The sequence below is a fragment of the Streptomyces sp. NPDC005202 genome, from assembly GCF_040608235.1.
Lineage (GTDB): Bacteria > Actinomycetota > Actinomycetes > Streptomycetales > Streptomycetaceae > Streptomyces.
The window spans coordinates 368869-394130 of record NZ_JBEXHW010000002.1 but is presented as its reverse complement, the minus strand read 5'-3'; the positions used below and the strand labels follow the sequence as shown (position 1 = coordinate 394130).

The following is a 25262-nucleotide window of genomic DNA, read 5'->3' as shown; positions in this document are numbered from 1 at the left end:
GGGACCGTGGCGCCACCCAAGCCGTCCCTGTCGGTGGCGCCGCTCAGGTCGGGACGGCGCCGGCCGACTCCCGGTCCGGTCCCGCGCGCAGTGATCGCGCGTCGACGCCGGCGGACCGTGGCGCCACCCAAGCCGTCCCTGTCGGTGGCGCCGCTCAGGTCGGGACGGCGCCGGCCGACTCCCGGTCCGGTCCCGCGCGCAGTGATCCCGCGTCGACGCCGGCGGACCGTGTCCCCGTCCAGCCCGGCCCCGCCCGCAGCGGCTCCGCGCAAGCCGCCCCTGACCGCGGCGGATCCGCACGGACCGGGCTCGACTCGGCCGCGCCCCCCGTCCCCGGCGGCCGCCCGGTCCCGCCCGCGCAGGACCCCACCACCGCCGCGCCGGCCCCCCGCCCCGGCCTCCCCCAGCACCCGCCGACGCCCCCGCCGCCCGGCGTCGACCACGTCGGCTCCCGGCCGCCCACCTACGACGCCGAGCCCACCGCTCTGCCGCTCGCCGATCCCGACGAGCTCGACGACCTGGTTCCGGACACCGTGCTGGACGGGGCCCGTTACGGAGCCTGCACCCTGCGGGCGGTCTCCATCCGGGGGGACTCCGCGCGCTACCGGGGCGAGCCGCGCCGGGACGCGCTGCTCGCGGCGCGCTTCGGCGGCGGCGAGCAGGCGCTGATCCTGGTGGCGATGGCGACCGGCGCCCGGGCCACGCCGGGCGCGCACCGCGCGGCCGCCGAGGTGTGCCAGTGGATCGCGCGGGCCGTGGGCCGCAACCACGCCCGGCTCGCCGAGGACATCCGGGCCGCCCGGCGCGGCGACCTGAAGTCGGGCCTGCACCGCCTCACCGACCGCAGCCTCGGCAAACTCCGCGCCAGCGCCGCCGAGCAGGGCGTCGAACCGGAGGAGTACGCGGCCACCCTGCGCTGCCTGCTCCTGCCCGCCGATCCCGAGTGCCGTACGCGCGTCTTCTTCGGCGTCGGCGCGGGCGGACTGTTCCGGCTGCGCGACGGTGAGTGGCAGGACATCGAACCCCGGGTCTCGGAGACGGCCGGTGATCCCGTCGTCGGCTTCGGCTCGCAGCCGGCCGAGACGCCCGAGGGCGACCGGTTCACCATGGACCTCGGGATTCCGACGCCGCCGAGCCCGTACGAGCCGTCCCCCACGCTCTTCGAGCAGGGAGGTGTCCCCACCGAACCGCCCCGCGCACCCTTCCGCTTCCGCGCTTCCGTAGCCCAGCCGGGTGACACGCTCCTGATGTGCACCGGCGGCCTGGCCGACCCGCTGCGCGGCGAGCCCGAGGTGTGCGCGTACCTCACCAGGCGGTGGTCCGGCCCCACGCCGCCCGGCCTCGCCGCGTTCCTGGCGGACACCCAGGTGCGGGTCAAGGGATACGCGGACGACCGTACCGTCGCGGCTGTTTGGGAGGCGTGAGCGCACAGGCTGTGAATTCATGGACCCAGAGGGATCCGCAGGAGACCGAAGGGCGCACGAGAGCCATGGCCAAGCAGAACGTCGCAGAGCAGTTCGTCGACATCCTCGTCCGCGCCGGAGTCAAGCGCCTGTACGGCGTGGTCGGGGACAGCCTCAACCCGGTCGTCGACGCGGTCCGCCGCAACGCCGCGATCGACTGGATCCACGTCCGCCACGAGGAGACGGCGGCCTTCGCGGCCGGGGCGGAAGCGCAGGTCACCGGCAAGCTGGCGGCCTGCGCGGGCTCCTGCGGCCCCGGCAACCTCCACCTCATCAACGGCCTGTACGACGCCCACCGCTCCATGGCCCCGGTCCTCGCCCTCGCCTCGCACATCCCCTCCAGCGAGATCGGCCTCGGCTACTTCCAGGAGACCCACCCCGACCGTCTGTTCAGCGAGTGCAGCCACTACAGCGAACTGATCTCCAGCCCCAAGCAGATGCCGCGGCTGCTGCAGACCGCCATCCAGCACGCGGTCGGCCGCAGCGGGGTCAGTGTGGTGTCCCTGCCCGGCGACATCGCCGCCGAGCCCGCTCCGGAGAAGGCCGCCGAGACCGCCATCGTCACGTCCCGGCCCACCGTCCGTCCCGGCGACGCCGAGATCGACAGGCTCGTCGAGATGATCGACGAGGCCGACAAGGTCACCCTGTTCTGCGGCAGCGGCACGGCGGGCGCGCACGCCGAGGTCATGGAGTTCGCCGGGAAGATCAAGTCACCGGTCGGGCACGCGCTGCGCGGCAAGGAGTGGATCCAGTACGACAACCCGTACGACGTCGGCATGAGCGGCCTGCTCGGCTACGGCGCCGCCTACGAGGCCACCCACGAGTGCGACCTGCTGATCCTGCTCGGCACCGACTTCCCGTACAACGCGTTCCTGCCGAACGACGTGAAGATCGCCCAGGTCGACGTCCGGCCGGAGAACCTCGGCCGCCGCTCCAAGCTGGACCTCGCGGTGTGGGGCGACGCGAAGGAAACCCTGCGCTGTCTCATCCCGCGCGTGAAGCCCAAGCAGAACCGGCGCTTCCTCGACAAGATGCTCAAGAAGCACGCGGACGCACTGGAGGGGGTCGTCAAGGCGTACACGCGCAAGGTCGACAGGCACGTCCCGATCCACCCGGAGTACGTGGCCGCCGTGCTCGACGAGGTCGCCGACGACGATGCCGTGTTCACGATCGACACGGGGATGTGCAATGTGTGGGGCGCCCGCTACATCTCACCCAACGGGCGCCGCCGCATCATAGGTTCCTTCTCGCACGGCTCGATGGCGAACGCGCTGCCGATGGCGATCGGCGCGCAGTTCACCGACCGCGGCCGCCAGGTGATCTCCATGTCCGGCGACGGCGGATTCTCCATGCTGATGGGCGACTTCCTGACCCTGGTGCAGTACAACCTGCCGGTGAAGGTCGTACTGTTCAACAACTCCTCTCTGAGCATGGTGGAGTTGGAGATGATGGTCGCGGGCCTGCCCGCGTACGGAACGGAGAACAAAAACCCCGACTTCGCCGCCGTCGCCCGCGCCTGCGGCGCCCACGGCGTCCGGGTGGAGAAGCCCAAGCAGCTCGCCGGTGCCCTGAAGGACGCCTTCAGGCACAAGGGACCGGCCCTCGTCGACGTCGTCACCGACCCCAACGCCCTGTCCATCCCGCCGAAGATCAGCGCCGAGATGGTGACCGGGTTCGCCCTGTCCGCGTCGAAGATCGTGCTGGAGGGCGGCGTCGGCCGGATGGTGCAGATGGCCCGGTCCAACCTGCGGAACGTGCCCCGGCCATAGCGCCGTGGGCCTGCCGCAGCGGCTTACGGGGGAGAGCCGGAACCGTCGCACTCCGGCCAACTTCGCCGACGGCGGGGGCGGCCGCCGCGGGCGGTTCCACGGCGCCCGGCCCGCCGTCATGGACCGACGGGCGTGCCCGTCCTCGTGGCGTACGCACGGTTCGGCCGACCGCAGTGGGCAGTTGGGCCCGCCGTCCCTGGTCGGATGTCGCCCGGGGGCCGGCCACGCGTCTCCGACGGCGTGGTCGGGGGTGGCGTCGGCCTGTTCCGGAGCGGTGCGGCCCTGGCCGAACACCTGGTCGTTGACGATTCGACATGACTGGCGCGAGCCCCACGGGGCATGGATCCCGTGAACGTGTTCGAGCTGGAGGGGAACCGACATCGGCACGCGGGCGGGGGTCATGAAGAGGCAGGCACGAGGGGGCGGTCCCATCACGGTCGGGGCCTCCTCGACGAAATCGGTGGAGGATCAGGCAGACGGCATCACGGATCAGTCCCCGGCGCCCCAGCTCAGGCGCCGGCTGGGGCGGGCGGACCTGCGGGCGGTGCCCGAGGCGCGCCGGGCGCTGCGCGAGCTGCTGCGGTCCTGGGGGAAGCCCGGCACATCGGAGATCGCGGAGCTGCTCACCAGCGAACTCGTCACCAACGCGCTCATCCACACCGACGACGAGGCGATCCTGACGGCCACCGTGTCACCGCACGGACTCCGCGTGGAGGTCCGGGACTTCGTGGCCCGCAGGCCGAGGCCCCGCGCTCCGAACGCCGAGCGTACGCACGGCAGAGGCCTGGTCCTGGTCCAGTCCCTCGCGGACGCCTGGGGCGTACGGGCGCACGGGGTCGGCAAGGCGGTGTGGTTCGAGCTCGGTGCGGGAGCCGCGTGAACGGGAAGGGGGGCGCGGCCCGCGAGGCCGCGCCCCCCTTCCCGCAGGCGAGCCCGGTCCTAACCGAACTGCTGCTCCAGGTCCTTGAGCTTGCGCTCGAGGGAGTCGAGGCGTGGCAGGGCCATCGTGTCGTCCTCCGCGGTGAGGTCGACGGTGATCGGGTCAGACCCGCTGCGGACGGGCTGCAGGGAGGGACGGGCGCGCATGGGCAGCTGCTCCGCACCGGATATGGCAGGCTCCGCGGAGACCTGGGCGGATGCGCGCTGCAAGGTGGCCTGCGCCTCCACCTGCCGGCCGCCGCCGCGGCCGACGAAGCCGCGGTGGCCCCGGCTGATCGCCTTGAGCTGCGCCCGCTCGACGCGCTGCTGCTCGCGCCGCCGCTGCCGGGTCTGCTCCTTCTGGCGCTTGTCCTCGCGCACCTCCTCGACCGCCTCGTCCAGGCTGCGCACGCCCTCCAGGAGCATCAGAGACCAGGCCTTGTACGTCTCCCTCGGCGCCCGCAGCCAGCGGACTATGCGGATCTGCGGCAGCGGACGCGGCACCAGGCCCTGCTCGCGCAGGGCGGCCCGGCGGGTCTGCTTCAGCGCCCGGTCGAACAGCACCGCGGCCGACAGGGACATGCCGGCGAAGAACTGCGGCGCGCCCGCGTGGTCGACGCCCCGGGGAGCGTGCACCCAGTTGAACCAGGCCGCGGCGCCCGCGAACGTCCACACGAGTATCCGGGAGCCGAGCGCCGCGTCGCCGTGGCTGGCCTCGCGCACCGCGAGCACGGAGCAGAACATCGCGGCGCCGTCCAGGCCGAACGGCACCAGGTACTCCCAGCCGCCGGTGAGGCCGAGGTTCTGTTGGCCGAAGCCGACCAGGCCGTGGAAGGAGAGCGCGGCGGCGACCGCCGCACAGCAGAACAGAAGTACGTAGGAGGCCGTTCCGTAGATGGCCTCCTTGCGCCTGCGGCGCTCCTCGCTGCGCTCCCACGAGTCGTCCGCGCTCGCGTTCTCCCCGGAGGAGTGCTTGCCGCGCGCGAGCACCGCCACCGCCGCCAGCAAGCCCAGGAGCAGTACGGCGCCCGGAAGCAGCCAGTTCAGCGATATGTCGGTCAGTCTCATCTGGGGTCCCTTGCATTGGGATAGGGCGTAACGCCCGCCATAGTGGCCCAATCCCGCCGGCCCTCAGGGGGTTTCGGGGCAAGAGGCCGCCAAGGAAGTGCAAGGGGATGCCCAGGGCGGCGTTCTGCTCGAACTGCCGCTTGAGGGGCGGGAGTTGAGTTCGAATAAGACTACCCGGACGGGTGGTTCCACGGAAAGTTCCCGCAATGCGTGAGCAAGTTGTGAACCACTTGTAATCCTGCGGGTGTCCCACTCGCGGATGATCTTACTGGACATGTGCCGGTGCGCTGCTCCGAGGACCCCTCAACTCCCGCTGCCGCAGTCAGCTTGGCGACGCGGTCCGCGTCGCAGGTGCGCGGGCAGGTGACGCAGGTGTCCTCGGGCCGCAGTGTGTAGAACAGGCAGCAGCTTGCCCGGTCCCGGGTGGGCAGCGACTCGCCGTTCGGGCCCGTCAGCTCACGGAAGGCCGCCGAGCCGGCGTACGGCCCAGTCGCGCCCGGCAGTAGCAGCTCCAGTTCGCGCACCGCCCGCTCCTCCTCGTCGAGGAGGTGGGCGACATACCACAGGCCCTCGACGACCTCGTCGGTCGCCATGCCCCACAGGGCGCGGCCGCGCCGCCGCATGCGCGGCCCGAAGCCGGCGAGGACCGGTGCCGGGTGCTCGGCGACCGCCGCCCGCACCTCGGCTCGCAGCGCCTCCTCGTCGGGCAGCACGCGGGCGCCGGGCAGCGCCGCCGCCGGGTCACCCGGCAGGCAGGCGAAGGAGGCAGGGCGTACGGCCATGCGGCCGGCGGTGCGGTCGTACGAGACGTGCGTCACGGGGAGGCGGGGCACCCGGCGGTGCAGGAACCACGGCACGGTGAACAGCAGGCAGGCGGGCCAGGCGTACCGGTGCAGCCCGAAGCTCGCCACCACGTCCGGGCGCGCCGTCGTCCCGTAGTCCCGCACCACCTGTGCGGCGTCCCATGCCAGGAACGCCTCGAGCCCTGCCCCGCCCTCCGCGAGCGAGGCGGCGGCGACCCATCCGCCGCCGTGGGGAGCCTCCTCGTCGGGCCCCAGCTCGGTCGCGACGAGCCCGGGGAGGACCTCGGCGAGGCGGGCGTATGCGTCCGCTACGGCCGAAGAAACCACAGGCATGCCAGAACCACCGCTTCAGGTTCGATTAAAGGTAAGCCTTACCTTACTTCATGCGGGTTGAATGGGAACCGGTGGCTCGAGCGCCTAAGGTGCTTGACGGACAAGTAACAACCAGTCGTAATGATCCCAAGCACCGACAAGCCCGGAGGAGGATCGTGAAGCAGGGCGCGCAGGGCTCCGCCGGGACCGGGATTCCGGAGGTCCGTCCGGGCGCGGCGCGGGTGCCGCCGCAGCCGCGGGCGACGGACATGGAGCGGGAGCGGGACGTCCCGGCCGCGGGCGTCCGCGGCGAGCACACGCACAGTGAACGGCCCATCCCGCGTCCCCGGCCCGCCGTGCAGCGGTCCTCCGTGCGCGGCCAGATCCTCGACGCCCTGCGCACCGCGCTGGTGGCGGGGGAGCTGAAGCCCGGCGAGGTCTACTCGGCGCCCGCGCTCGGCGAGCGCTTCGGGGTGTCCGCGACGCCCGTGCGCGAGGCGATGCAGCAGCTGGCGCTGGAAGGCGCCGTCGAGGTCGTGCCCAACCGCGGCTTCCGGGTGGTCGAGCGCGGTGCCCGCGAGCTGGCGGAGCTGGCCGAGGTGCGGGCCCTGATCGAGGTGCCGGTGATGCTGCGGCTGGCCCGTACGGTGCCCGCCGAGCGGTGGGCCGAGCTGCGCCCGCTCGCCGAGGTGACCGTCCGCGCCGCGTCCTCCGGCTGCCGGGCGACGTACGCCGAGTCCGACCGGGCCTTCCACCGCGCGGTGCTCTCCCTCGCCGGCAACGAACAGCTCGTCCAGATCGCCGAGGACCTCCACCGCCGCGCCCAGTGGCCCCTCGTCGGCGGCCCGGTGCGCCCCGCCCACGCCGACCTGGTCGCCGACGCGGCGGAGCACACGGCCCTGCTGGAGGCACTGATCGCGCGGGACCTGGACGTGGTGCAGTTACTGGTACGGGAGCACTTCGCGGGCGCGGCCTGAGCGGCCTCGTCCTCGAAGTCCCCGGACTCTTCGAAGTCCCCGGACTCTTCGAAGTCCCCGGACTCTTCGAAGTCCCCGGACTCCTCGACTCCTCGAAGTCCCCGAACTCCCCGAGCAGGGTTCCCGTCAGTCCCCGCCCCCCGCCCTGGTGGCCGTCTTCGAGAAGCCGTCGTGCCAGGCGGCCTTCGCGCCCGAGTCGCCGATCCGGTAGACGTCGACGACCGCGCCCGCTGCCACCACGACGGACAGGACGGCCGCGGCGATCCGGGCGACCGACGCCAAGCGCGCCCCGGTCTGCGGCGCGGGCGTCCGGCGGGACGTCCACCAGACACCGGCCGCCAGCGCGAACAGGCCGAGCGCCCACGGGAGCAGCCCGTCGCCCAGCTCGGCGTGCCGGCGCACCAGGGGATCGCCGTCCACGTGCCGCTCCAGCCACTCGCCGGCCTGTGTGGTGAGCGGCACGCCCACCAGAGTGACCAGGGGCCAGCAGCGGCAGCACCGGGCCGAGCCGCCGGGCGGCCTGCGGCCACAGCGCGCAGACCACGAGCGCCAACGCGCTGAGGGGGAACAGGACGACGACGACATGGACCAGCAGGATGTGCGCGGGCAGGCCGTTGACCAGACTCATCAGGTGCTCCTCCAGGGGCGACCGTGGGGGGTGCACGCGGACATGACTCGTCCGTCCGCGTGTTCGGGCGCGTCAGCCTGGCACAGCAACCTCTCAGGTTCTTCTGAGCAACATCTCAGGCCGTGGCCGCCCCCGCGGCGGGCGGCGCCGGTGCCAGTTGCCGCGCCAGCCAGGTCGGCACGCCCCCCAGCAGCCGGAACAACCGCCGGGCCTCCTCCCGCAGCCGGGACGCCTCCGGCTCGGTCTCCGTGTCGGCCAGGGACGCCAGCGCGGGCGCCGTGCCGACGAGGTAGCCCAGCTCCTCCCGGAGCCGCAGGGACTCGGCGAAGCCGTGCCGCGCCTCGGCCAACTCGCCGTCGCGCAGAGCGAGTCCGGCCAGGTGCCGCCAGGTGAAGGACAGCAGCAGCAAGTCGGCGTGGGCGGTGGCGCCCGCGTGGGCGCGCCGGTAGGCGGCGCGGGCGGCCTGCGGGGAGCGGGTGAGGTTCTCGGCGAGCAGTCCGCGCCGGAAGTCCAGCAGGGCCCGCCCCGGCGCCCCCGGCGGGATCAGTGCCGCCGCCCGGCCGAGCGCGGCCCGCGCCTCGTCCGCCCGGTCGCGCACGCCGTGCAGCGTGGCCGCGTAGGCAAGTTGCCCGCGTTCACAAGCGGCCGCGCCCCGCTCCTCGTCGCTGTGGGCCAGCGCCTCGGCGGTGCGCAGCGCGTCCTCGGCCTCCTCCCAGCCCTGCTCGGTGTACAGGCACCGCTCGACGAGCAACGCGGCTCTCTGCAGCGCGGCGGTCGCGGTGACCGGTTGGAGCAGTGCTGCCGCGTCGGCCCAGCATGCGCGCGAGCGCAGCCGCCATACCGCGGTCTGGAGTGGATCGTCACCTGCGGTCGTCCCGTTACCAGACATGGCGGTATGCGCCACGTTGCCCTCCCCGAGCACGCCATCGAGCCTTGAGTGGTGGGCGCATCTCAGCACGAATTCCGTGGCCCGGCCAAGGGGGTGGGTGAAGGATTTCACAAAGTCGTGGGTCGGTGACCGCACGCGGTACCGGCCCGCCGTCCGCCCCGTGACCTCAGCTCATGCGCAGGGCCAGGAAGAAATCGAGCTTGTCCTCGAGCCGCGAGAGGTCACGGCCCGTCAGCTGCTCGATCCGCCCCACCCGGTACCGCAGGGTGTTGACGTGCAGATGCAGCCGGGTCGCGCACCGGGTCCAGGAGCCGTCGCAGTCCAGGAAGGTCTCGAGGGTCGGGATCAGTTCGGCGCGGTGCCGGTGGTCGTAGTCCCGCAGCGGGTCGAGCAGCCGGGCGGTGAAGGCGCGGCGCACGTCGTCCGGTACGAAGGGCAGTAGCAGGACGTGCGATGCCAGCTCCTGGTGCCCCGCCGCGCACACCCGGCCGGGGCGGGCGGCGGCCACCCGCCGCGCGTGCCGCGCCTCCTCCAGTGCCCCGCGCAGCCCCTCCGCCGAGTGCACGGCCGCGCTGACGCCGAGCGTGATCCGCCCGTCGTCGTCGAGGCCGGCCGACAGCGGGTCCCGTACGGACTCCAGGAGCGCGTCGGCGAGGATCCCGGACTCGGAGCCGTCGTGCTCGGTCGAGACGGCCGGGAGGGGTACGAGGGCGACGGCCTCGTCGCCCGTGTGGGCCACGGCGATGCGGTCGGAGGGCTCGGGACCCGTGGTGAGCGGGTCGACCAGGATCTCCTCCAGGAGCGACTGGGCGACCGGGCCGCCCTCGACCTCTCCCGCCCGTCGCCCGCCACCACCCTCGGCCGAGGGCCCTGCGAGTCCGCCCTGTACTTCCTCCCACTCGACGCGGGCCACGACGACCTGCCAGTGCGGGGCCGCCCCGAGCCCGGGCAGCAGCACCGGCGCCGCGACCCGCAGGCGTGCGGCGATCTCCGCCGGCGCGGCGCCCGTCTGCAGCAGCTCGAGGACCTCCTGGGCCAGACGGCGCCGCACCGTGCGTGCCGCGTCCCGCCGGTCCCGCTCGACCGCGATCAGCTGGGTGACGCCCTCGAGCAGGTCGAGCCGCTCCTCGGGCCAGTCGCTCGCGTCCGCCTCGACGGCGAGCAGCCAGTCCGACAGCACCGTCTCGCGCACGTCCCGCGAGGCCTGCGGGGAGCGGCCGTTGCTGCTGCGGACGGGGAAGAGCGAGTACGTCCTGGAACCGAGGGTCACCCGGTGCGGTCCGGGCCGGCCCGTGCGGCTCGCCGCCAGGTGTTCGGCGGCGAGCTTGGCGCACACGTCGGCGGGCAGCGCCGGGCCCGCGACCTTCGGGCCGGCGATGAGCCGCCCGGTCGGGGAGAGCACCCAGGCCCGCAGGTCCAGGTCGGAGCCGAGCAGGTCCAGGACCACGTCCGGGCCGCCGCCCGCCGGGCCCGCGGTCATCATCCGGCGGTGCCGGTCCACCACGGCCGCGAGGTCGCCGGCGCGCTCGCCGGACACCTGCCGGACGACGTGCTCGGTGATCGTCGCGAACGCCACCGACTCGTGCACCGCGAACAGCGGCAGCCGGTGCCGCGCGCAGGCGACGATCAGGTCGTCCGGCACGTTCCCGAGCTCGGCCTCACCGGCAGCCAGGGCGGCGACGCCGGCCTGCACCAGGATCCGTACGAACGGCTCGGAGTCGGCGGCGTCCCGGCGCCAGGCCAGACCGGTCAGTACCAGCTCACCGCCGGAGAGGTAGCGGCTGGGGTCCCTCAGGTCGGTGGTCATCACACCGCGTACGGTGCGGTCCAGCTCGTCCTCGCCGCCGAGCAGCCTGAGGCCCAGCGCGTCGGTGTCCAGCAGTGCGCGCAGCCGCATTCTCGTCGCCGCCGTTCTTTGTCTCGAAATCTACGATGGATCTTGTGGCGAGGCCGGCCGTGCGGCCGGTCAGCAGGTTCCGCTGCGTGTGCGGCCGTGTCCTCTGTTTCCATGGGAAAGTGAAGAGGTTACTGAGGGCCTCCGTTCATACGAATCTACAAGATGTCCGCCCTGGCCAGCCAACTCCTTCATGTTTTCGGTGACTGACCCCGTCGGAGCAGCGCGCTGTGTACTGAGCCCACTCCGCGTTAACAGCACCTGAACGAGCCGCGCCGGCCGCACACGGATTGGCTCAATCTGTACGACCCACGAGACGAAGAAGAGAGCCGGTCATGGACTTCCTTCGCCCCGCCAGCTGGGAGGAGGCGCTCGCCGCGAAGGCGGAGCACCCCACCGCTGTGCCGATTGCGGGCGGCACCGACGTGATGGTCGAGATCAACTTCGACCACCGCCGGCCCGAGTACCTCCTCGACCTGAACCGCATCGGTGACCTCTACGAGTGGGAGGTCGGCGAGGACACCGTGCGGCTGGGCGCCTCCGTCCCGTACACGAAGATCATGGAGAACCTGCGGGCCGAGCTGCCGGGCCTGGCGCTCGCCTCGCACACGGTCGCCTCCCCGCAGATCCGCAACCGCGGCGGCGTCGGCGGCAACCTCGGCACCGCCTCCCCGGCCGGCGACGCCCACCCGGCGCTGCTCGCGGCCGGCGCCGAGGTCGAGGTCGAGTCGGTGCGTGGCTCCCGCCGCATCCCGATCGACGAGTTCTACACCGGCGTCAAGCGCAACGCGCTCCAGTCCGACGAGCTCATCCGGGCCGTGCACATCAAGAAGGCCGACGGCCCGCAGCAGTTCTCGAAGGTCGGCACCCGCAACGCGATGGTGATCGCGGTCTGCGCCTTCGGCCTCGCGCTGCACCCCGAGACCCGCACGGTCCGCACCGGCATCGGCTCGGCCGCCCCCACGCCCGTGCGGGCGAAGGCCGCCGAGGAGTTCCTGAACGCGGCGCTCGAAGAGGGCGGCTTCTGGGACAACGGAAAGATCATCACCCCGTCGGTGGCCAAGCAGTTCGCGGAGCTGTGCTCCGCCGCCTGCAACCCGATCGACGACGTCCGGGGCACCGCGAGCTACCGCCGTCACGCGGTCGGTGTCATGGCCCGCCGGACACTCACCTGGACCTGGGAGTCGTACCGCGGCACCGAACGCGCCGCTCATCGCGAGGGAGGCGTCGCGTAATGCGTGTCAATTTCACGGTCAACGGCCGCCCGCAGGAGGCCGACGACGTCTGGGAGGGCGAGTCCCTGCTGTACGTCCTGCGCGAGCGCCTGGGCCTGCCGGGCTCCAAGAATGCCTGCGAGCAGGGCGAGTGCGGCTCCTGCACGGTCCGCCTCGACGGCGTGCCGGTGTGTTCCTGCCTGGTCGCCGCCGGTCAGGTCGAGGGCCGCGAGGTCGTCACCGTCGAGGGCCTGGCGGACTACGCCAAGCAGCGCGCCGAGGGCGGCTGCGGCTCCGGTGCCTGCGGTACCTCCCTCGACGAGGCCAAGCACTGGCAGGCCAAGGGCGCCGACTCGCACACCGGTGAGGGGGGCGAACTCTCCCCGATCCAGCAGGCGTTCATCGACGCCGGCGCCGTCCAGTGCGGCTTCTGCACCCCGGGTCTGCTGGTCGCCGCCGACGAGATGCTCGAGCGCAACCCGAACCCGACCGACGCGGACATCCGCGAGGCCCTGTCGGGCAACCTGTGCCGCTGCACCGGCTACGAGAAGATCATGGACGCGGTCCGCCTTGCGGCCGCCCGGCAGTCCGAGGGGGTCTGAGCATGCCCGCCAACGGCGCTCCCACCAAGATCACGCAGGGTTCCCAGACCAAGGGCGGCATCGGCGAGTCCACGCTCCGCCCGGACGGCACCCTCAAGGTCACCGGCGAGTTCGCGTACTCGTCCGACATGTGGCACGAGGACATGCTCTGGGGCCAGATCCTGCGCTCCACGGTCGCGCACGCCGAGATCCTCTCCATCGACACCTCCGAGGCCCTCGCGATGCCGGGCGTTTACGCCGTGATGACGTACGACGACCTGCCGACGGACGTGAAGAGGTACGGCCTGGAGTACCCGGACACCCCGGTCCTCGCCGACGGCCGGGTACGCCACCACGGCGAGCCCGTCGCGATCGTCGCCGCCGACCACCCGGAGACCGCGCGCCGCGCCGCGGCCAAGATCAAGGTGGAGTACAAGGAGCTGCCGGTCGTCACCGACGAGGCCTCCGCGCTCGCCCCCGACGCGCCGATCCTGCATCCGGACCGCGACGACCACCACGCCGGGCACGTCCCGCACCCGAATATCGTCCACCGCCAGCCGATCGTCCGCGGCAACGTCGAAGAGGCCGCGAAGAAGGCCGACTTCGTGGTCAGGGGCGAGTACTACTTCGGCATGCAGGACCAGGCCTTCCTCGGCCCCGAGTCCGGCCTCGCGGTACCGGAGGAGGACGGCGGCGTCCACCTCTACATCGCCACCCAGTGGCTCCACGCCGACCTGCGCCAGATCGCGCCCGTGCTCGGCCTGCCCGAGGACAAGGTGCGCATGACGCTGGCCGGCGTCGGCGGCGCGTTCGGCGGCCGCGAGGACCTGTCGATGCAGATCCACGCCTGCCTGCTGGCACTGCGCACCGGCAAGCCCGTCAAGATCGTCTACAACCGCTTCGAGTCCTTCTTCGGGCACGTCCACCGCCACCCGGCGAAGCTCTACTACGAGCACGGCGCCACGAAGGACGGCAAGCTCACGCACGTCAAGTGCCGCATCGTGCTCGACGGCGGTGCGTACGCCTCCTCCTCCCCGGCGGTCGTCGGCAACGCCTCCTCGCTCGGCATCGGCCCGTACGAGGTCGACGACGTCGAGATCGAGGCCATCGCCCTCTACACCAACAACCCGCCCTGCGGCGCCATGCGCGGCTTCGGCGCGGTCCAGGCGTGCTTCGCCTACGAGGCGCAGATGGACAAGCTGGCCGACAAGATCGGGATGGACCCGGTCGAGTTCCGGCAGCTGAACGCCATGTCCCAGGGCACGATCATGCCGACCGGGCAGCGGGTCGACTCCCCGGCCCCGGTCGCCGAACTCCTGCGCCGCGTCAAGGCGATGCCGCTGCCGCCGGAGCGCCAGTGGGAGAGCTCCGAGGGCGCGGACGTACGGCAGCTGCCCGGCGGTCTGTCCAACACCACGCACGGAGAAGGCGTCGTACGCGGCATCGGCTACGCGGTCGGCATCAAGAACGTCGGCTTCTCGGAGGGCTTCGACGACTACTCCACCGCCAGGGTCCGCATGGAGGTCGTGGGCGGCGAGCCCGTCGCCACCGTGCACACGGCCATGGCGGAGGTGGGCCAGGGCGGTGTCACCGTCCACGCGCAGATCGCCCGCACCGAGCTGGGCGTCGCGCAGGTGACGATCCACCCGGCGGACACGCAGGTGGGCAGCGCCGGTTCGACGTCGGCCTCCCGGCAGACGTACGTCACCGGCGGCGCCGTGAAGAACGCCTGCGAGAAAGTCCGCGAGAAGGTGCTGGAGATCGGGCGCCGCAAGTTCGGCTCCTACCACCCGGCCTGGGCCACCGCCGAACTGCTCCTGGAGGGCGGCAAGGTCGTCACCGACGGCGGCGAGGTGCTCGCCGACCTGGTGGACGTCCTGGAGGACGAGGCCGTCGAGGTCGAGGAGGAGTGGCGGCACCGGCCGACCGAGCCCTTCGACCTGCGCACCGGCCAGGGCAACGGTCATGTGCAGTACTCCTTCGCCGCGCACCGCGCCGTCGTCGAGGTCGACACCGAGCTCGGCCTGGTGAAGGTGATCGAGCTGGCCTGCGCCCAGGACGTCGGCAAGGCGCTCAACCCGCTGTCCGTCGTCGGCCAGATCCAGGGCGGTACGACCCAGGGTCTCGGCGTGGCGGTGATGGAGGAGATCATCGTCGACCCGAAGACGGCGAAGGTGAAGAACCCCTCCTTCACGGACTACCTCATCCCCACCATCCTCGACACGCCGACCATCCCCGTCGACGTGCTCGAACTCGCCGACGACCACGCCCCGTACGGGCTGCGCGGCATCGGCGAGGCCCCGACCCTGTCGTCGACTCCGGCCGTCCTCGCAGCGATCCGGAACGCGACCGGGCTGGAGCTCAACCGCACGCCCGTACGGCCGGAACACCTCACCGGCACGGCGTGAGCAGACCCTCCGGGCGGCGCAGGGAACGTCACCCACTCCGCGCTGCCCGGAGTACACCCCCCACCCCGCTTCGAGTTCCGTTCCGCTCGCGGTCCTCGAAGCAGCAGCAGTTTCGTGCGTCTCGGGCCGTCCCCCGGGTCGTCCATTCCCAAATCCCGCGCGTCGCCGAAGGCCATGCGCGGGTGCCCCTGTGAACCTTGGGAGATGGCACCATGACCCAGTCACTGGAGCCGAGGACCACCGCCGAAGACGCGGGCGCGGGTACCCGCGTCCCGGCCGGCCGGTCCTGGCTCGACCGGTACTTCCACATATCCCGGCGGGGATCCACGGTCGCGCGTGAAGTGCGCGGCGGCGTCACCACCTTCATGGCGATGGCGTACATCCTGCTGCTCAACCCCCTGATCCTGTCCGGCAAGGACGCGGCGGGGGACACGCTCGGCCAGAAGGCCCTGATCACCGCGACCGCGTTCGCGGCGGCCTTCACCACGCTGCTGATGGGTTTCGGCGGCAAGGTGCCGCTCGCCCTCGCCGCCGGCCTCTCCGTCTCCGGCGTCCTGTCCTCGCAGGTCGCCCCGCAGATGACCTGGCCGCAGGCCATGGGCATGTGCGTGATGTACGGCGTGATCATCATGCTGCTGGTCGTCACCGGCCTGCGCGAGATGATCATGAACGCGATCCCGCTGGCGCTCAAGCACGGGATCACCATGGGCATCGGCCTGTTCATCGCCCTCATCGGCTTCTACAAGTCCGGCTTCGTGCACCAGGGCAAGGTGACTCCGGTCAGCCTCGGCCCGGCGGGCCAGCTCACCGGCTGGCCGGTGCTGCTCTTCGCCGGCACGCTCCTGCTGATCTTCATGCTCCAGGCCCGGAACGTTCCCGGCGCCATCCTCATCGGCATCATCAGCGGCACCGTCGTCGCCGCCGTCCTCAACGCCGCCGGGGTCATCAAGCCCGACGCCTGGGCCAACGGCGCCCCCGAACTGCACGGCAGCGCGGTCTCGATGCCGGACTTCTCGCTCTTCGGGCACGTGGAGTTCGGCGGCTGGGGCAAGGTCGGCGCGATGACAGTCGGCATGATCGTCTTCACTCTGGTCCTCGCCGGTTTCTTCGACGCGATGGCCACCATCATCGGCGTCGGCACCGAGGCCGGGCTCGCCGACGACAAGGGCCGGATGCCGGGTCTGTCCAAGGCGCTGTTCATCGACGGCGCGGGCGGCGCGATCGGCGGTGTGGCGGGCGGCTCCGGCCAGACCGTGTTCATCGAGTCGGCGACCGGCGTCGGCGAGGGCGCCCGCACGGGCCTCGCCTCGGTCGTCACCGGCCTGTTCTTCGCGGCCTGCCTGTTCTTCACTCCGCTGACGGCAATCGTCCCCCAGGAGGTCGCGTCCGCCGCCCTGGTGGTCATCGGCGCGATGATGCTGATGAACGCCCGGCACGTGGACTGGGCCGACCGCGCCACCGCGATCCCGGTCTTCCTGACCGTGGTGCTGATGCCCTTCACCTACACGATCACCTCGGGTGTCGCCGCGGGCGTCGTCTCGTACGTCGCCATCAAGGTCGCCCAGGGCAAGGCCCGGGAGATCGGCGCCTTCATGTGGGGCCTGACAGTGGTCTTCCTCATCTACTTCTCCCTCCATCCGATCGAGAGCTGGCTGGGCGTGCACTAGCACTCCTGTCAAAGCCCTCCGCACAACCGCTGTCAAGGACAACCGCTGTTAAGGAGACCGAACAGATGCTGGACATCGCCGAGGAGCTGAACCGGTGGGTCGAGCAGGGACGCGACTTCGCCGTGGCCACCGTGGTGGCGGTCGGCGGCAGCGCACCCCGCCGGCCGGGCGCCGCCCTCGCGGTGGACGCCGACGGCACGGCGATCGGCTCCGTCTCCGGCGGTTGTGTGGAGGGCGCCGTGTACGAACTGTGCGGGCAGGCGCTCCAGGACGGCGAAACCGTCATGGAGCGCTTCGGGTACAGCGACGAGGACGCCTTCGCCGTCGGCCTGACCTGTGGCGGCATCATCGACATCCTCGTCACGCCGGTGCGCGCCACCGACCCGGCCCGTGAGGTGGTCGCGGCCGCGCTGGCCGCCGCCGCGCGCGGGGAGGCGGCGGCGGTCGCGCGGATCGTGTCCGGCCCGCGGGAGCTGAAGGGCCGCGCCCTCCTGGTCCGGCCCGACGGCTCGTACGAGGGCGGCTTCGGCGCCCACCCCGAGCTGGACCGCACGGTCGCCGGCGAGGCGCGCGCCTTCCTGGACACCGGCCGCACCGGCACCCTGGAGATCAGCGAGCAGGGCTCCCGCTGCGGCGCCCCGCTGACGCTGCTGATCGAGTCGTCGGTCCCGCCGCCCCGGATGATCGTCTTCGGTGCGATCGACTTCGCCTCGGCGCTGGTCCGCATCGGCAAGTTCCTCGGCTACCACGTCACGGTGTGCGACGCGCGTCCCGTGTTCGCGACGAGGACCCGCTTCCCGGAGGCCGACGAGATCGTCGTCGAGTGGCCCCACAGGTATCTGGAGCGCACGGAGACCGACGGCCGCACGGTCCTGTGCGTCCTGACCCACGACGCCAAGTTCGACGTCCCCCTGCTGAAGCTGGCGTTGCGCCTGCCGGTGGCGTACGTCGGCGCGATGGGCTCCCGCCGCACCCACCTCGACCGCAACGAGCGCCTGCGCGCAGTGGGCGTGACCGAAGTGGAGTTGGCCCGCCTCAGGTCGCCCATCGGCCTCGATCTCGGCGCCCGCACACCGGAGGAGACGGCCCTGTCCATCGCCTCGGAGATCGTCGCGGACCGCCGTGGCGGCAGCGGGGTTTCACTGACCGGCGCTCACACCCCCATCCACCACGACACGCCGTCGGCGCCGACGGGGCGCATCGGCTCGGTGGCCTGAGCCGAAGCACTTCCGGCCGGCCCCGTCAAGCCGTCACGGACGTCTCAGCAGCCGGTTCACCGCCCGCCCGAACACCGAGCGCGCCGTCCGCTCCAGGAGGGGATCGAAGAGGGCGGGGAGGCAGCGCACGCGCAGTTCCTCCCGCCACAGCACCCGCGTACGGCCGCCGGGACCCGGCCGTACCTCGATCTCGGCCCAGCCCCGGACCACGCGGCCTTGCTTCTCCAGGCGGCACAGGCCTGCCTCGCCGTCGGTCGGCGGGCGCCAGACGGTGACCTCCATCGGGTCGTCGAAGGCCAGCGGGCCGACTCCCGACCGGGCGACGAAGCGCGTGCCCTCGCGGGTCGGCGCGGGCGTGACCACGGTGATGCGGGTCAGCGGGACCACGTCGGCGTGACGGGGCCACTGCGTGAGCCGGCGCCAGGCCTCGTCGAGGGAGAGCGGCGGCGTGCGCTGCAGAAGGAAGTCGACCACGCAACGATCATAGGAAAAACCGCTCGGTTGAGCAGGGCGTACGGTGCGCCGCTCACACGGTTGGCCCAGCAGGGGATGGGTGCGCAGGCGGGGCTGAACGTTACCGCACCCCTCCTCGACCCGAACGGCGTGAAGGTGGACGGCGTTTCGTACACGGCGGAGCAGGCCGCCCGGGAGGGGGCTGCTCGGTCGTGTTCCGAACGGGTCCGCGCCGCCCCGGCATCCCCTACCGCGTCCGTACAGACGTACGGCAGCATGGGCACGGCACTCCCGACCACCGCCGGAGGATGTCCGTGGACCGTGAACCGCACGGCAGGCTCGACGAGTTGCAGCGTGACCCGTATCCGCTCTACGCACGGGCGCGGCAGGCCGACGGGCTCCTCCACGTGGCCGAGCTGGACGCCTGGCTGGTTGCCCGGGACGGTGACGTGCGCGAAGTCCTGCGCCGCACAGAGGAGTTCTCCTCGGCGAACGCGCTGCGCCCGGACGTGCTGCCGGCGCCCGCCGCGCTCGCCGTGCTCGGCAGCGGGTTCGGCGGGCGGCCGGTCGTGGTCACCAGCGACGGTGCGCAGCACCAGCGGCTGCGTGCTCCGATCGTCCGCGGGCTGACGCCGGCCCGCGTCGCCGCCGTCCTGCCGTACGCCGCCGAGCGGGCCGCTTCCCTCGTCGACGCTTTCGTCAAGGACGGGCACGTCGAGCTGATGGAGGCGTATGCGTGCAAACTCCCCGGCGACGTCATCGGCCGTGTCGTCGGACTCGACCCGGCCGATGTGCCCTCCGTCGTGTACGGCGGACACCGCGCCGAGGAGCTGCTCTTCCGCCCGCTGGACGAGGAGGGGCAGGTGGCCGCCGCCGAGGACGTGGTGGCGATGCAGCGCATCCTCGACCGGTACGTGCGCGAGCGGCACGCCGAGCCGCGGGAGGACCTCTGTACGGAGCTCGTCGCCTCCGTCGCCACCCCCGGCGAGGGCCAGCTGACGCTGGGGCAGCGCCACGAACTCGTCGCCCACCTCCAGAACCTGCTGCTCGCGGGCCACCTGACCACCACCGCGCTCATCGGCACCACCGTCCTGCACCTGCTGCGGCACCGCAGCCAGTGGGAGCTGCTGTGCGCCGAGTCGAGCGGAGCGCATGCGGAGCGCATGGGGGCACCCCCTGCTCGAAGAGCTGGGGGGAGGATGCCTGCGGCGGTGGAGGAGGCCGCCCGCTACGACGCCGCGCTGCAGGGATTCCGCCGGATCACCACCCGGCCGGTCACCCTCGCCGGTACCGGAGTGCCCGCCGGGGCGAGCGTGTTCGTCGCCTTCGGCGCCGCCAACCGCGACGGCGCGCGCCATCCGCGGCCCGACGAGTTCGACATCACCCGCGCGCCGGTCGGCCACCTCGCCTTCGGGCACGGCCCGCATGCCTGCCCCGGCGCACAGCTCGCCCGCGAGCAACTCCGCCTGACACTGAAGGAGTTGACCCGTCGGCTGCCGGGGCTGCGGCTCGCCGAGGACCAGCCGGTCGCCATCCGGCCGACGATGATCCACCGCTCGCCGCAGCGCCTGCACCTCGTCTGGTGACGCCGCTACGGCCGGTACACCTTTCCCGGCGCGGCCTTTCCCGGCGCCAGCAGCTGCGGAACCGTCACGAAGACATATCCCCGTGCCTTGAGCGCGTCGATGATCCCGGGCACGGCGGGCACCGTGCCCGGATAGATGTCGTGCAGCAGGATGATGCCGTCCCGGGACGCCTGCGCGAGGACGCGCTTGGTGATCAGCGCGGAGACGTTCGTCGTGTAGTCCTTGGCGGTCACGCTCCACAGGACCTCGGCCATGCCCAGCTCGCGGCAGATCTTGTGCACGGTGCCGTTGGTACGGCCCTGGGGCGGGCGCATGAGGGTGGGCTTGCGTCCGGTGAGGCGCTCTATCTCCTCGTTCGGGCGCTGGAGTTCGTCGCGTATCTGCGCCGGCGTGGTCCGGGTGAGGATCTTGTGGTCCCAGGTGTGGCTCGCCACCTCGTGGCCCTCGGCCGCCATCCGCTTGACCAGCTCCGGGTACTTCTCGATGTGCCGCGCGCCGAGCAGGAAGAAGGTCGCCGGGACCTTTTTCTCCTTGAGGATGTCCAGCAGCCGCGCGGAGTTCTCGCTCGGTCCGGCGTCGAAGGTCAGTGCGATGCACTTGGTCTCGCGGCAGTCGACCGTCCCGAACCGGATCGGGGCGCCGGCCGCAGCGTGGGCCCGGGCCGAGCTCGGTGCGGTGGCGTCCCCGCGCCCGCAGGCGGTGAGCGTCAGACACGCGGCTGCCGCCAGCGCCGCCGTGGCGCGGAACCCGGTCCCCGTTTTCGTCATCTTCTTGGTCGCAGAAGGCATGCCGGGACTATACACAGCGTGTATAGACGCAGCGTATAGCAGAGGATCGAGAATCTGATCGATAAAAATCCTCTTTGTCCTGCCAGTTGGCTTCACGTGTTTGAGACAGCTGCGGTGCGGCACCCAGACCCCCGAAGTCCCCACCGCCGTACGGGACGGAGCCACCCCCATGCGCATCCTTGGTATCAACGCCCTGTTCCACGACCCGGCCGCCGCCCTCGTCGTCGACGGCAGGAGCGTCGACGAGCGGCAGGAACCCCTGGTCGCCCGCATGCTGCGCGCCTTCGAACGGCGCACCGGGTTGCCCGTCGTGGTCAACACCAGCCTCAACACCGCCGACTGGCCCATGGTCGACGACCCGCGCGACCCGCCGGAGTGCTTCGGTTCCGCCCCCGTCGACCTGCTGGCGATCGGCCCGTATGCGGGGCGCAGGGGGAGGGCGTACGCATGACCCGCACCGCCGGCCCCGCCTACGCCGTGGTGATCCCCACGCTCGCGAGGGACACGCTGGCCGACTGCCTGGCCGCGCTCGCCGCCGCGACCGGGCCCCGGCCGGACGAGATCGTCCTCGTCGACGACCGGCCCGACCCCGAGCCGGGCGCGCTGGACCACCCGCTGAGCGTGCTGGGCGACCTGCGCGCCCGCACCACCGTGCTCACCAGCGGCGGCCGCGGCCCTGCCGCCGCCCGCAACACCGGCCTGCGCGCGGTCACCGCGCCCTGGGTCGCCTTCCTCGACGACGTCCAGGTCGGGCCCCACTGGTGCGACCAGCTGGCGCAGGACCTGGCGGAAGCGAGCCCCGACACCGGAGCCGTCCAGGGCGTGATCGCCGTGCCGCTGCCCGGCGAGCGCCGCCCCACCGACTGGGAACGGGCCACCGCCGCCCTGGCGCAGGCGCGCTGGATCACCGCCGACATGGCCTACCGCACCGAGGCCCTCAAGCAGGTCGGCGGCTTCGACGAACGCTTCCGGCGCGCCTTGCGCGAGGACGCCGACCTCGCGCTGCGCCTCCTCGACGCCGGCTGGCGCATCCCGCAGGGCCGCCGCACCGCCCGCCACCCCGTGCGCCCCGCCGACCGCTGGGTGTCGCTGCGCGCCCAGCGCGGCAACGCCGACGACGCCCTTATGCTGCGCCTGCACGGCCCCGACTGGCGGCAGAAGGCCGCGGCACCGCGCGGCCGCATCCGCAGCCACCTCGCCATCACCGCCGCCGGCGCGGCCGCCTGCGCGCTCGCCGCGGCCGGACGGCACCGGGCCGCCGAGGTCGCCGCGCTCGGCTGGGCCGCGGGCACCGCGGAGTTCGCCTGGGCGCGCATAGCGCCCGGCCCGCGCACACGGTACGAGGTGACCACCATGGTCGCCACCAGCGTGCTCATCCCGCCCGCCGCCACGTGGCACCGGCTGAGCGGGCTGTGGCGCCACCGGGGCGCTCCCGCCTGGCAGGAGGTGGCGCCGTGAGCCCGGTCAAGGCCGTGCTGTTCGACCGTGACGGCACCCTCGTCGAGGACGTTCCCTACAACGGCGAACCCGCGCGGGTCCGCCCGGTCAACGGTGCCCGCGAGGCGGTGCAGATGCTGCGGGCGAGGGGCATCGGCACCGGCGTCGTCACCAACCAGTCGGGCGTCGCGCGCGGGCTGCTCAGCACCGCGGACGTGCGCCGCGTCAACGAACGCATCGACGAACTCCTCGGCCCCTTCGACGTGTGGGCCGTCTGCCCGCACGGGCCCGACGACGGCTGCCACCGCCGCAAGCCGCAGCCGGGAATGGTCCTGTGGGCGGCCGGCCAGATGTGCACCGCACCCGCCGACATCGTCGTGATCGGCGACATCGGCGCCGACATGGAGGCCGCCCGCCGGGCCGGCGCCCACGGCATCCTCGTCCCGACCCCGCAGACCCGCCCAAAGGAGACGGCCGCCGCCGAGCATGTCGCCCGCGACCCGCTGACCGCCGTCCGCGCGGTGCTGACCGGTCCGCCGTGGGGGAGCGTCCTGGCCGACGAAGGGCCCATCGAGGCCGCGTACCGGGAGGGCCGGGTTGAAGCCGCCGACGGACGACGATCCGCCGAGGCGGTCCATCAGCAGTGGTCCGCCGGGGCCACCGACGGACGGGCGGCGGCCGTCGAGGCCTCCCACGCAACCTGCCGGAGGCCCCGATGAAGGCCCTCGTCACCCGTCTCGACAGCTTCGGCGACGTCCTGCTCGCCGGGCCTGCCATCCGCGCCGTCGCCGCGCGCGCCGACACCGTCACCCTGCTGTGCGGGCCGCGCGGCGAGCCCGCCGCCCGTCTGCTGCCCGGCGTGGACGAGGTCCTCGTGCGGGACGCCCCGTGGGCCTGGTTCGAGCCGCCGCCCGTCGACCGCAGGGAGACCGAGGAGCTGCTCGGCGCCATCGACGCCGACACGGCCCTCGTCCTGACCTCCTTTCACCCGCTGCGGGCAGCCGGTCGACCGTGACCTGCAGGATGCGGAAGCCGCTGTGCACGTCTCCATCAGCCGCGGCAGCAGCGCCCGGCCGGGCAGATACGTCAGCCGCACCTCGACCGTGGCGGGCACGGGGCCGGGGGAGAGACGGCCCGGCAGCCGGGGACAGCCCCGCACCAACCCGTGCTGGGACACCTCCATCATCAGCGCGCCGGCGACCCCGACCAGGGTGTGGGGGCGCAGCCCCGCGCTCGTCTGCTGCGCCGCCCGCTCCCGGCCGATCAGGCTCGACAGCAGCATTGTGTGGTCGACCGTGTCCGGGCGGGGTACCCGGCGCGGGAAGGAGGAAGGCCCATGAGGTTCCGTGACCGCGGGCACGCCGGGCGGGAGCTGGGGGGGCGGCTGCGCGTCCTGCGGGACGAGGGCGCGCTGCCGGACCCCGTCGTGCTGGCGCTGCCCCGCGGCGGCATCGCGGTGGCTCGGGAGGTCGCGCGGGCGCTCGGCGCCCCGCTGGACGTGCTCGTCGTACGCAAGATCGGCGCCCCCTTCGAGAAGGAGTACGGTCTGGGCGCGATCGCCGGGGACGACCCCCCGCTCTACGACAAGACGGCCCTGGACCGGCTGGGGCTGACCGAGGAGGACCTCGCCCCGGTGGTGGAGCGGGAACGCGCGGAACTGCACCGCCGCGCACAGCGCTACCGGCAGGGCAGGCCCGCCCCGGACCTGCGCGGACGCACCGCGATCGTCGTCGACGACGGCCTGGCCACCGGCTCCACCGCGCGCGCCGCGCTGCGCCACGTGCGGCGTCAGGGGCCCGCGCGCGTGGTCCTCGCCGTCCCCGTCGGCGCACCCGAGGCGGTCGGGATGCTCAGCAGCGAGGCCGACGAGGTGATCTGCCTCCACCAGCCGGTCTCCTTCACCGCCGTCGGAGTCTGGTACGACAACTTCGAGCAGCTGACGGACGACGATGTGCTGAAGGCCCTGAGAGGCGACTGAGGGCTCCTCCCTCTTCCTCCCGCCGCCCTTGTCCGTGCACCACGCCGGGAGGAGCCGGGAGAGCAGACACCGGAGAGCAGACCGACGCCGGGAAGAGCCGGGGAGAGGAGTCACGAGCGTGCCGGAGATGAACCCCGACGAGGCGCGGCGGCGGTTCGAGGCCGCGCGAGTGGCCCGGCTCGCCACGGTGGACGTGGCGGGGCGCCCCCACCTGGTGCCGGTGGTGTTCGCAGCCCATGACGACGGGATCGTGACGGCGGTCGACCGCAAGCCCAAGCGCACGACCCGGCTGAAGAGGCTGCACAACGTCGCCGTCACCCCGGCCGTGTGCCTGCTGGCGGACGCCTACGACGAGGACTGGGACCGGCTGTGGTGGGTCCGGGCCGACGGCGGCGCCCGGATCGTGCCGCCCGACGCGGAGGACGCCGTGACGCGTCAGGCGTACGAGAACGCGCTCGCGCTGCTGCGGCGCAAGTACCCGCAGTACCGGGACGACCCGCCGCACGGACCGGTCATCGCGGTCACCGTCCACCACTGGACCGGCTGGCACGCGGGGCCGTCGCCCGCCGCCGACCCGGCCGGATGAGGGCCGGGCGCCCCGCGCGCTTGTTTGGGACCGCCGGTTCTGGCTACGCGGCGGGCAGTCGGTGTTCCGCGGATCCGGGAGGTGCCCATGACCCGGCGAGTACGCGACGTGATGTCACACGGCGCGGTGGCCGTCGAGCCGATGACCACGCTGGAGCGGGCGGCGTACGTGATGCGCGAGCAGAACGTCGGCGACGTCCTGGTGGCCTACGACTGCGATCTGTTCGGTGTCCTCACCGACCGCGACATCGTGATCCGGGCCGTGGCCGACGGCCGCGACCCGCACACCACGACCGCCGGGTCGGTGTGCACCCGTCCTCCGGTGGCCACCCTGACCCCCGACGACACCACCGACCGCGCGGTGGAGCTGATGCGCCGGTACGCCGTGCGCAGGCTGCCCGTCGTCGAACACGGCGGCTGCCCCGTCGGCATGGTGAGCCTCGGCGACCTCGCCACCACGGAGGACCCGCACTCCGCGCTGGCGGACATCAGCAAGGCCGAACCGAACGGCTGAAGAAGAACTCACGCCCCCTCCCGGCCGGACGCCCCCCTCCCGGCCGGACGCCCCCCTCCCGGCCGGACGGTGCCCGTCCGGCCGGGACGGGCACCGGGTCGGGGCCGGCCACC

Annotated in this window: 21 protein-coding genes and 4 pseudogenes; 17 read left to right on the top strand and 8 right to left on the bottom strand. The window is 72.8% G+C overall.

What is annotated here, in order from left to right:
- The 3 genes from ABZV31_RS05590 to ABZV31_RS05580 all read left to right on the top strand — a co-directional run.
- A partial coding sequence (locus ABZV31_RS05590; protein WP_355888487.1) for a protein phosphatase 2C domain-containing protein occupies positions 1-1424 on the top strand: 1424 nt, incomplete at its 5' end.
- Positions 1425-1489: 65 nt separating this feature from the next.
- On the top strand, positions 1490-3232 hold the full coding sequence (locus ABZV31_RS05585) for a pyruvate dehydrogenase (protein WP_355888484.1): 1743 nt from the start codon (positions 1490-1492) through the stop codon (positions 3230-3232).
- A 460-nt stretch (positions 3233-3692) separates the two neighbouring features.
- Entirely contained in the window at positions 3693-4112 is a 420-nt protein-coding gene (locus ABZV31_RS05580; RefSeq protein ID WP_355888481.1) for an ATP-binding protein, read from the top strand.
- Positions 4113-4171: 59 nt separating this feature from the next.
- On the opposite strand, the gene ABZV31_RS05575 is transcribed toward ABZV31_RS05580, so the two are convergent.
- Both ABZV31_RS05575 and ABZV31_RS05570 read right to left on the bottom strand, forming a co-directional pair.
- Positions 4172-5218 (bottom strand): DUF2637 domain-containing protein, encoded by a 1047-nt coding sequence (locus ABZV31_RS05575; RefSeq protein ID WP_355888478.1) that lies wholly within the window; start codon positions 5216-5218, stop codon positions 4172-4174.
- A gap of 311 nt (positions 5219-5529) precedes the next feature.
- Positions 5530-6354: pseudogene (locus tag ABZV31_RS05570) on the bottom strand ((2Fe-2S)-binding protein); the annotation flags it as partial.
- Between the two features lie 155 nt (positions 6355-6509).
- On the opposite strand from ABZV31_RS05570, the gene ABZV31_RS05565 reads away from it, so the two are divergent.
- Positions 6510-7310 carry a GntR family transcriptional regulator gene (locus tag ABZV31_RS05565; RefSeq protein ID WP_355888475.1) on the top strand — a complete coding sequence of 267 codons (801 nt, stop codon included), beginning with the start codon at positions 6510-6512 and terminating at the stop codon, positions 7308-7310.
- 126 nt (positions 7311-7436) lie between these two features.
- Here ABZV31_RS05565 and ABZV31_RS05560 read toward each other — a convergent pair whose 3' ends face one another.
- The 3 genes from ABZV31_RS05560 to ABZV31_RS05550 all read right to left on the bottom strand — a co-directional run bounded on the left by ABZV31_RS05560 (position 7437) and on the right by ABZV31_RS05550 (position 10724).
- Positions 7437-7772, bottom strand: a complete 336-nt coding sequence (locus tag ABZV31_RS05560) for a hypothetical protein (RefSeq protein WP_355888472.1) — start codon at positions 7770-7772, stop codon at positions 7437-7439.
- A gap of 281 nt (positions 7773-8053) precedes the next feature.
- Positions 8054-8842, bottom strand: coding sequence for a hypothetical protein (locus ABZV31_RS05555; protein ID WP_355888469.1), 789 nt, complete (start codon positions 8840-8842; stop codon positions 8054-8056).
- A gap of 151 nt (positions 8843-8993) precedes the next feature.
- On the bottom strand, positions 8994-10724 hold the full coding sequence (locus tag ABZV31_RS05550; RefSeq protein ID WP_355888466.1) for a PucR family transcriptional regulator ligand-binding domain-containing protein: 1731 nt from the start codon (positions 10722-10724) through the stop codon (positions 8994-8996).
- Between the two features lie 332 nt (positions 10725-11056).
- On the opposite strand from ABZV31_RS05550, the gene ABZV31_RS05545 reads away from it, so the two are divergent.
- The 5 genes from ABZV31_RS05545 (at position 11057) to ABZV31_RS05525 (ending at position 17808) form a co-directional block, all read left to right on the top strand.
- Positions 11057-11956, top strand: coding sequence for a xanthine dehydrogenase family protein subunit M (locus ABZV31_RS05545; RefSeq protein ID WP_355888463.1), 900 nt, complete (start codon positions 11057-11059; stop codon positions 11954-11956).
- The gene (locus tag ABZV31_RS05540; RefSeq protein WP_355888460.1) at positions 11956-12537 is read left to right on the top strand and encodes a (2Fe-2S)-binding protein; all 582 of its coding nucleotides are present in this window, start codon (positions 11956-11958) and stop codon (positions 12535-12537) included. Before ABZV31_RS05545 ends, ABZV31_RS05540 begins: the two co-directional genes overlap by 1 nt.
- A 2-nt stretch (positions 12538-12539) precedes the next feature.
- Positions 12540-14924: a xanthine dehydrogenase subunit D gene (gene pucD / locus ABZV31_RS05535; protein WP_355888457.1), complete on the top strand. Its 2385-nt coding sequence runs from the start codon at positions 12540-12542 to the stop codon at positions 14922-14924.
- A 212-nt stretch (positions 14925-15136) separates the two neighbouring features.
- Positions 15137-16591, top strand: coding sequence for an NCS2 family permease (locus ABZV31_RS05530; RefSeq protein WP_355888454.1), 1455 nt, complete (start codon positions 15137-15139; stop codon positions 16589-16591).
- A 65-nt stretch (positions 16592-16656) separates the two neighbouring features.
- Positions 16657-17808: an XdhC/CoxI family protein gene (locus tag ABZV31_RS05525; protein ID WP_355888452.1), complete on the top strand. Its 1152-nt coding sequence runs from the start codon at positions 16657-16659 to the stop codon at positions 17806-17808.
- A 33-nt stretch (positions 17809-17841) separates the two neighbouring features.
- On the opposite strand, the gene ABZV31_RS05520 is transcribed toward ABZV31_RS05525, so the two are convergent.
- Positions 17842-18282, bottom strand: a complete 441-nt coding sequence (locus ABZV31_RS05520; RefSeq protein ID WP_355888450.1) for an SRPBCC family protein — start codon at positions 18280-18282, stop codon at positions 17842-17844.
- Positions 18283-18575: 293 nt separating this feature from the next.
- On the opposite strand from ABZV31_RS05520, the gene ABZV31_RS05515 reads away from it, so the two are divergent.
- A complete protein-coding gene (locus ABZV31_RS05515; RefSeq protein WP_355888448.1) occupies positions 18576-19847 on the top strand; it encodes a cytochrome P450 in 1272 nt (423 codons plus the stop codon).
- Positions 19848-19852: 5 nt separating this feature from the next.
- On the opposite strand, the gene ABZV31_RS05510 is transcribed toward ABZV31_RS05515, so the two are convergent.
- A complete protein-coding gene (locus tag ABZV31_RS05510; RefSeq protein WP_355889023.1) occupies positions 19853-20614 on the bottom strand; it encodes a polysaccharide deacetylase family protein in 762 nt (253 codons plus the stop codon).
- Between the two features lie 253 nt (positions 20615-20867).
- On the opposite strand from ABZV31_RS05510, the pseudogene ABZV31_RS05505 reads away from it, so the two are divergent.
- The 4 genes and pseudogenes from ABZV31_RS05505 to ABZV31_RS05490 all read left to right on the top strand — a co-directional run.
- Positions 20868-21086 (top strand): annotated as a pseudogene (locus ABZV31_RS05505) (carbamoyltransferase C-terminal domain-containing protein); the annotation flags it as partial.
- On the top strand, positions 21083-22093 hold the full coding sequence (locus tag ABZV31_RS05500; RefSeq protein ID WP_355888445.1) for a glycosyltransferase: 1011 nt from the start codon (positions 21083-21085) through the stop codon (positions 22091-22093). The pseudogene ABZV31_RS05505 and the gene ABZV31_RS05500, both read left to right, overlap by 4 nt.
- A complete protein-coding gene (locus ABZV31_RS05495; protein WP_355888442.1) occupies positions 22090-22791 on the top strand; it encodes an HAD family hydrolase in 702 nt (233 codons plus the stop codon). The genes ABZV31_RS05500 and ABZV31_RS05495 overlap by 4 nt, the downstream gene beginning before the upstream one ends.
- A pseudogene (locus tag ABZV31_RS05490) lies at positions 22788-23060 on the top strand (glycosyltransferase family 9 protein); the annotation flags it as partial. The gene ABZV31_RS05495 and the pseudogene ABZV31_RS05490, both read left to right, overlap by 4 nt.
- A gap of 228 nt (positions 23061-23288) precedes the next feature.
- Here ABZV31_RS05490 and ABZV31_RS05485 read toward each other — a convergent pair.
- Positions 23289-23354, bottom strand: a pseudogene (locus tag ABZV31_RS05485) (hypothetical protein); the annotation flags it as partial.
- 54 nt (positions 23355-23408) lie between these two features.
- Between ABZV31_RS05485 and ABZV31_RS05480 the strand changes: the two are divergent.
- The 3 genes from ABZV31_RS05480 to ABZV31_RS05470 all read left to right on the top strand — a co-directional run bounded on the left by ABZV31_RS05480 (position 23409) and on the right by ABZV31_RS05470 (position 25149).
- Positions 23409-24050 (top strand): phosphoribosyltransferase, encoded by a 642-nt coding sequence (locus ABZV31_RS05480; protein WP_355888440.1) that lies wholly within the window; start codon positions 23409-23411, stop codon positions 24048-24050.
- Between the two features lie 118 nt (positions 24051-24168).
- The gene (locus ABZV31_RS05475; protein ID WP_355888437.1) at positions 24169-24636 is read left to right on the top strand and encodes a TIGR03668 family PPOX class F420-dependent oxidoreductase; all 468 of its coding nucleotides are present in this window, start codon (positions 24169-24171) and stop codon (positions 24634-24636) included.
- Between the two features lie 87 nt (positions 24637-24723).
- Positions 24724-25149, top strand: coding sequence for a CBS domain-containing protein (locus tag ABZV31_RS05470; RefSeq protein ID WP_355888434.1), 426 nt, complete (start codon positions 24724-24726; stop codon positions 25147-25149).
- Positions 25150-25262: the final 113 nt, after the last annotated feature.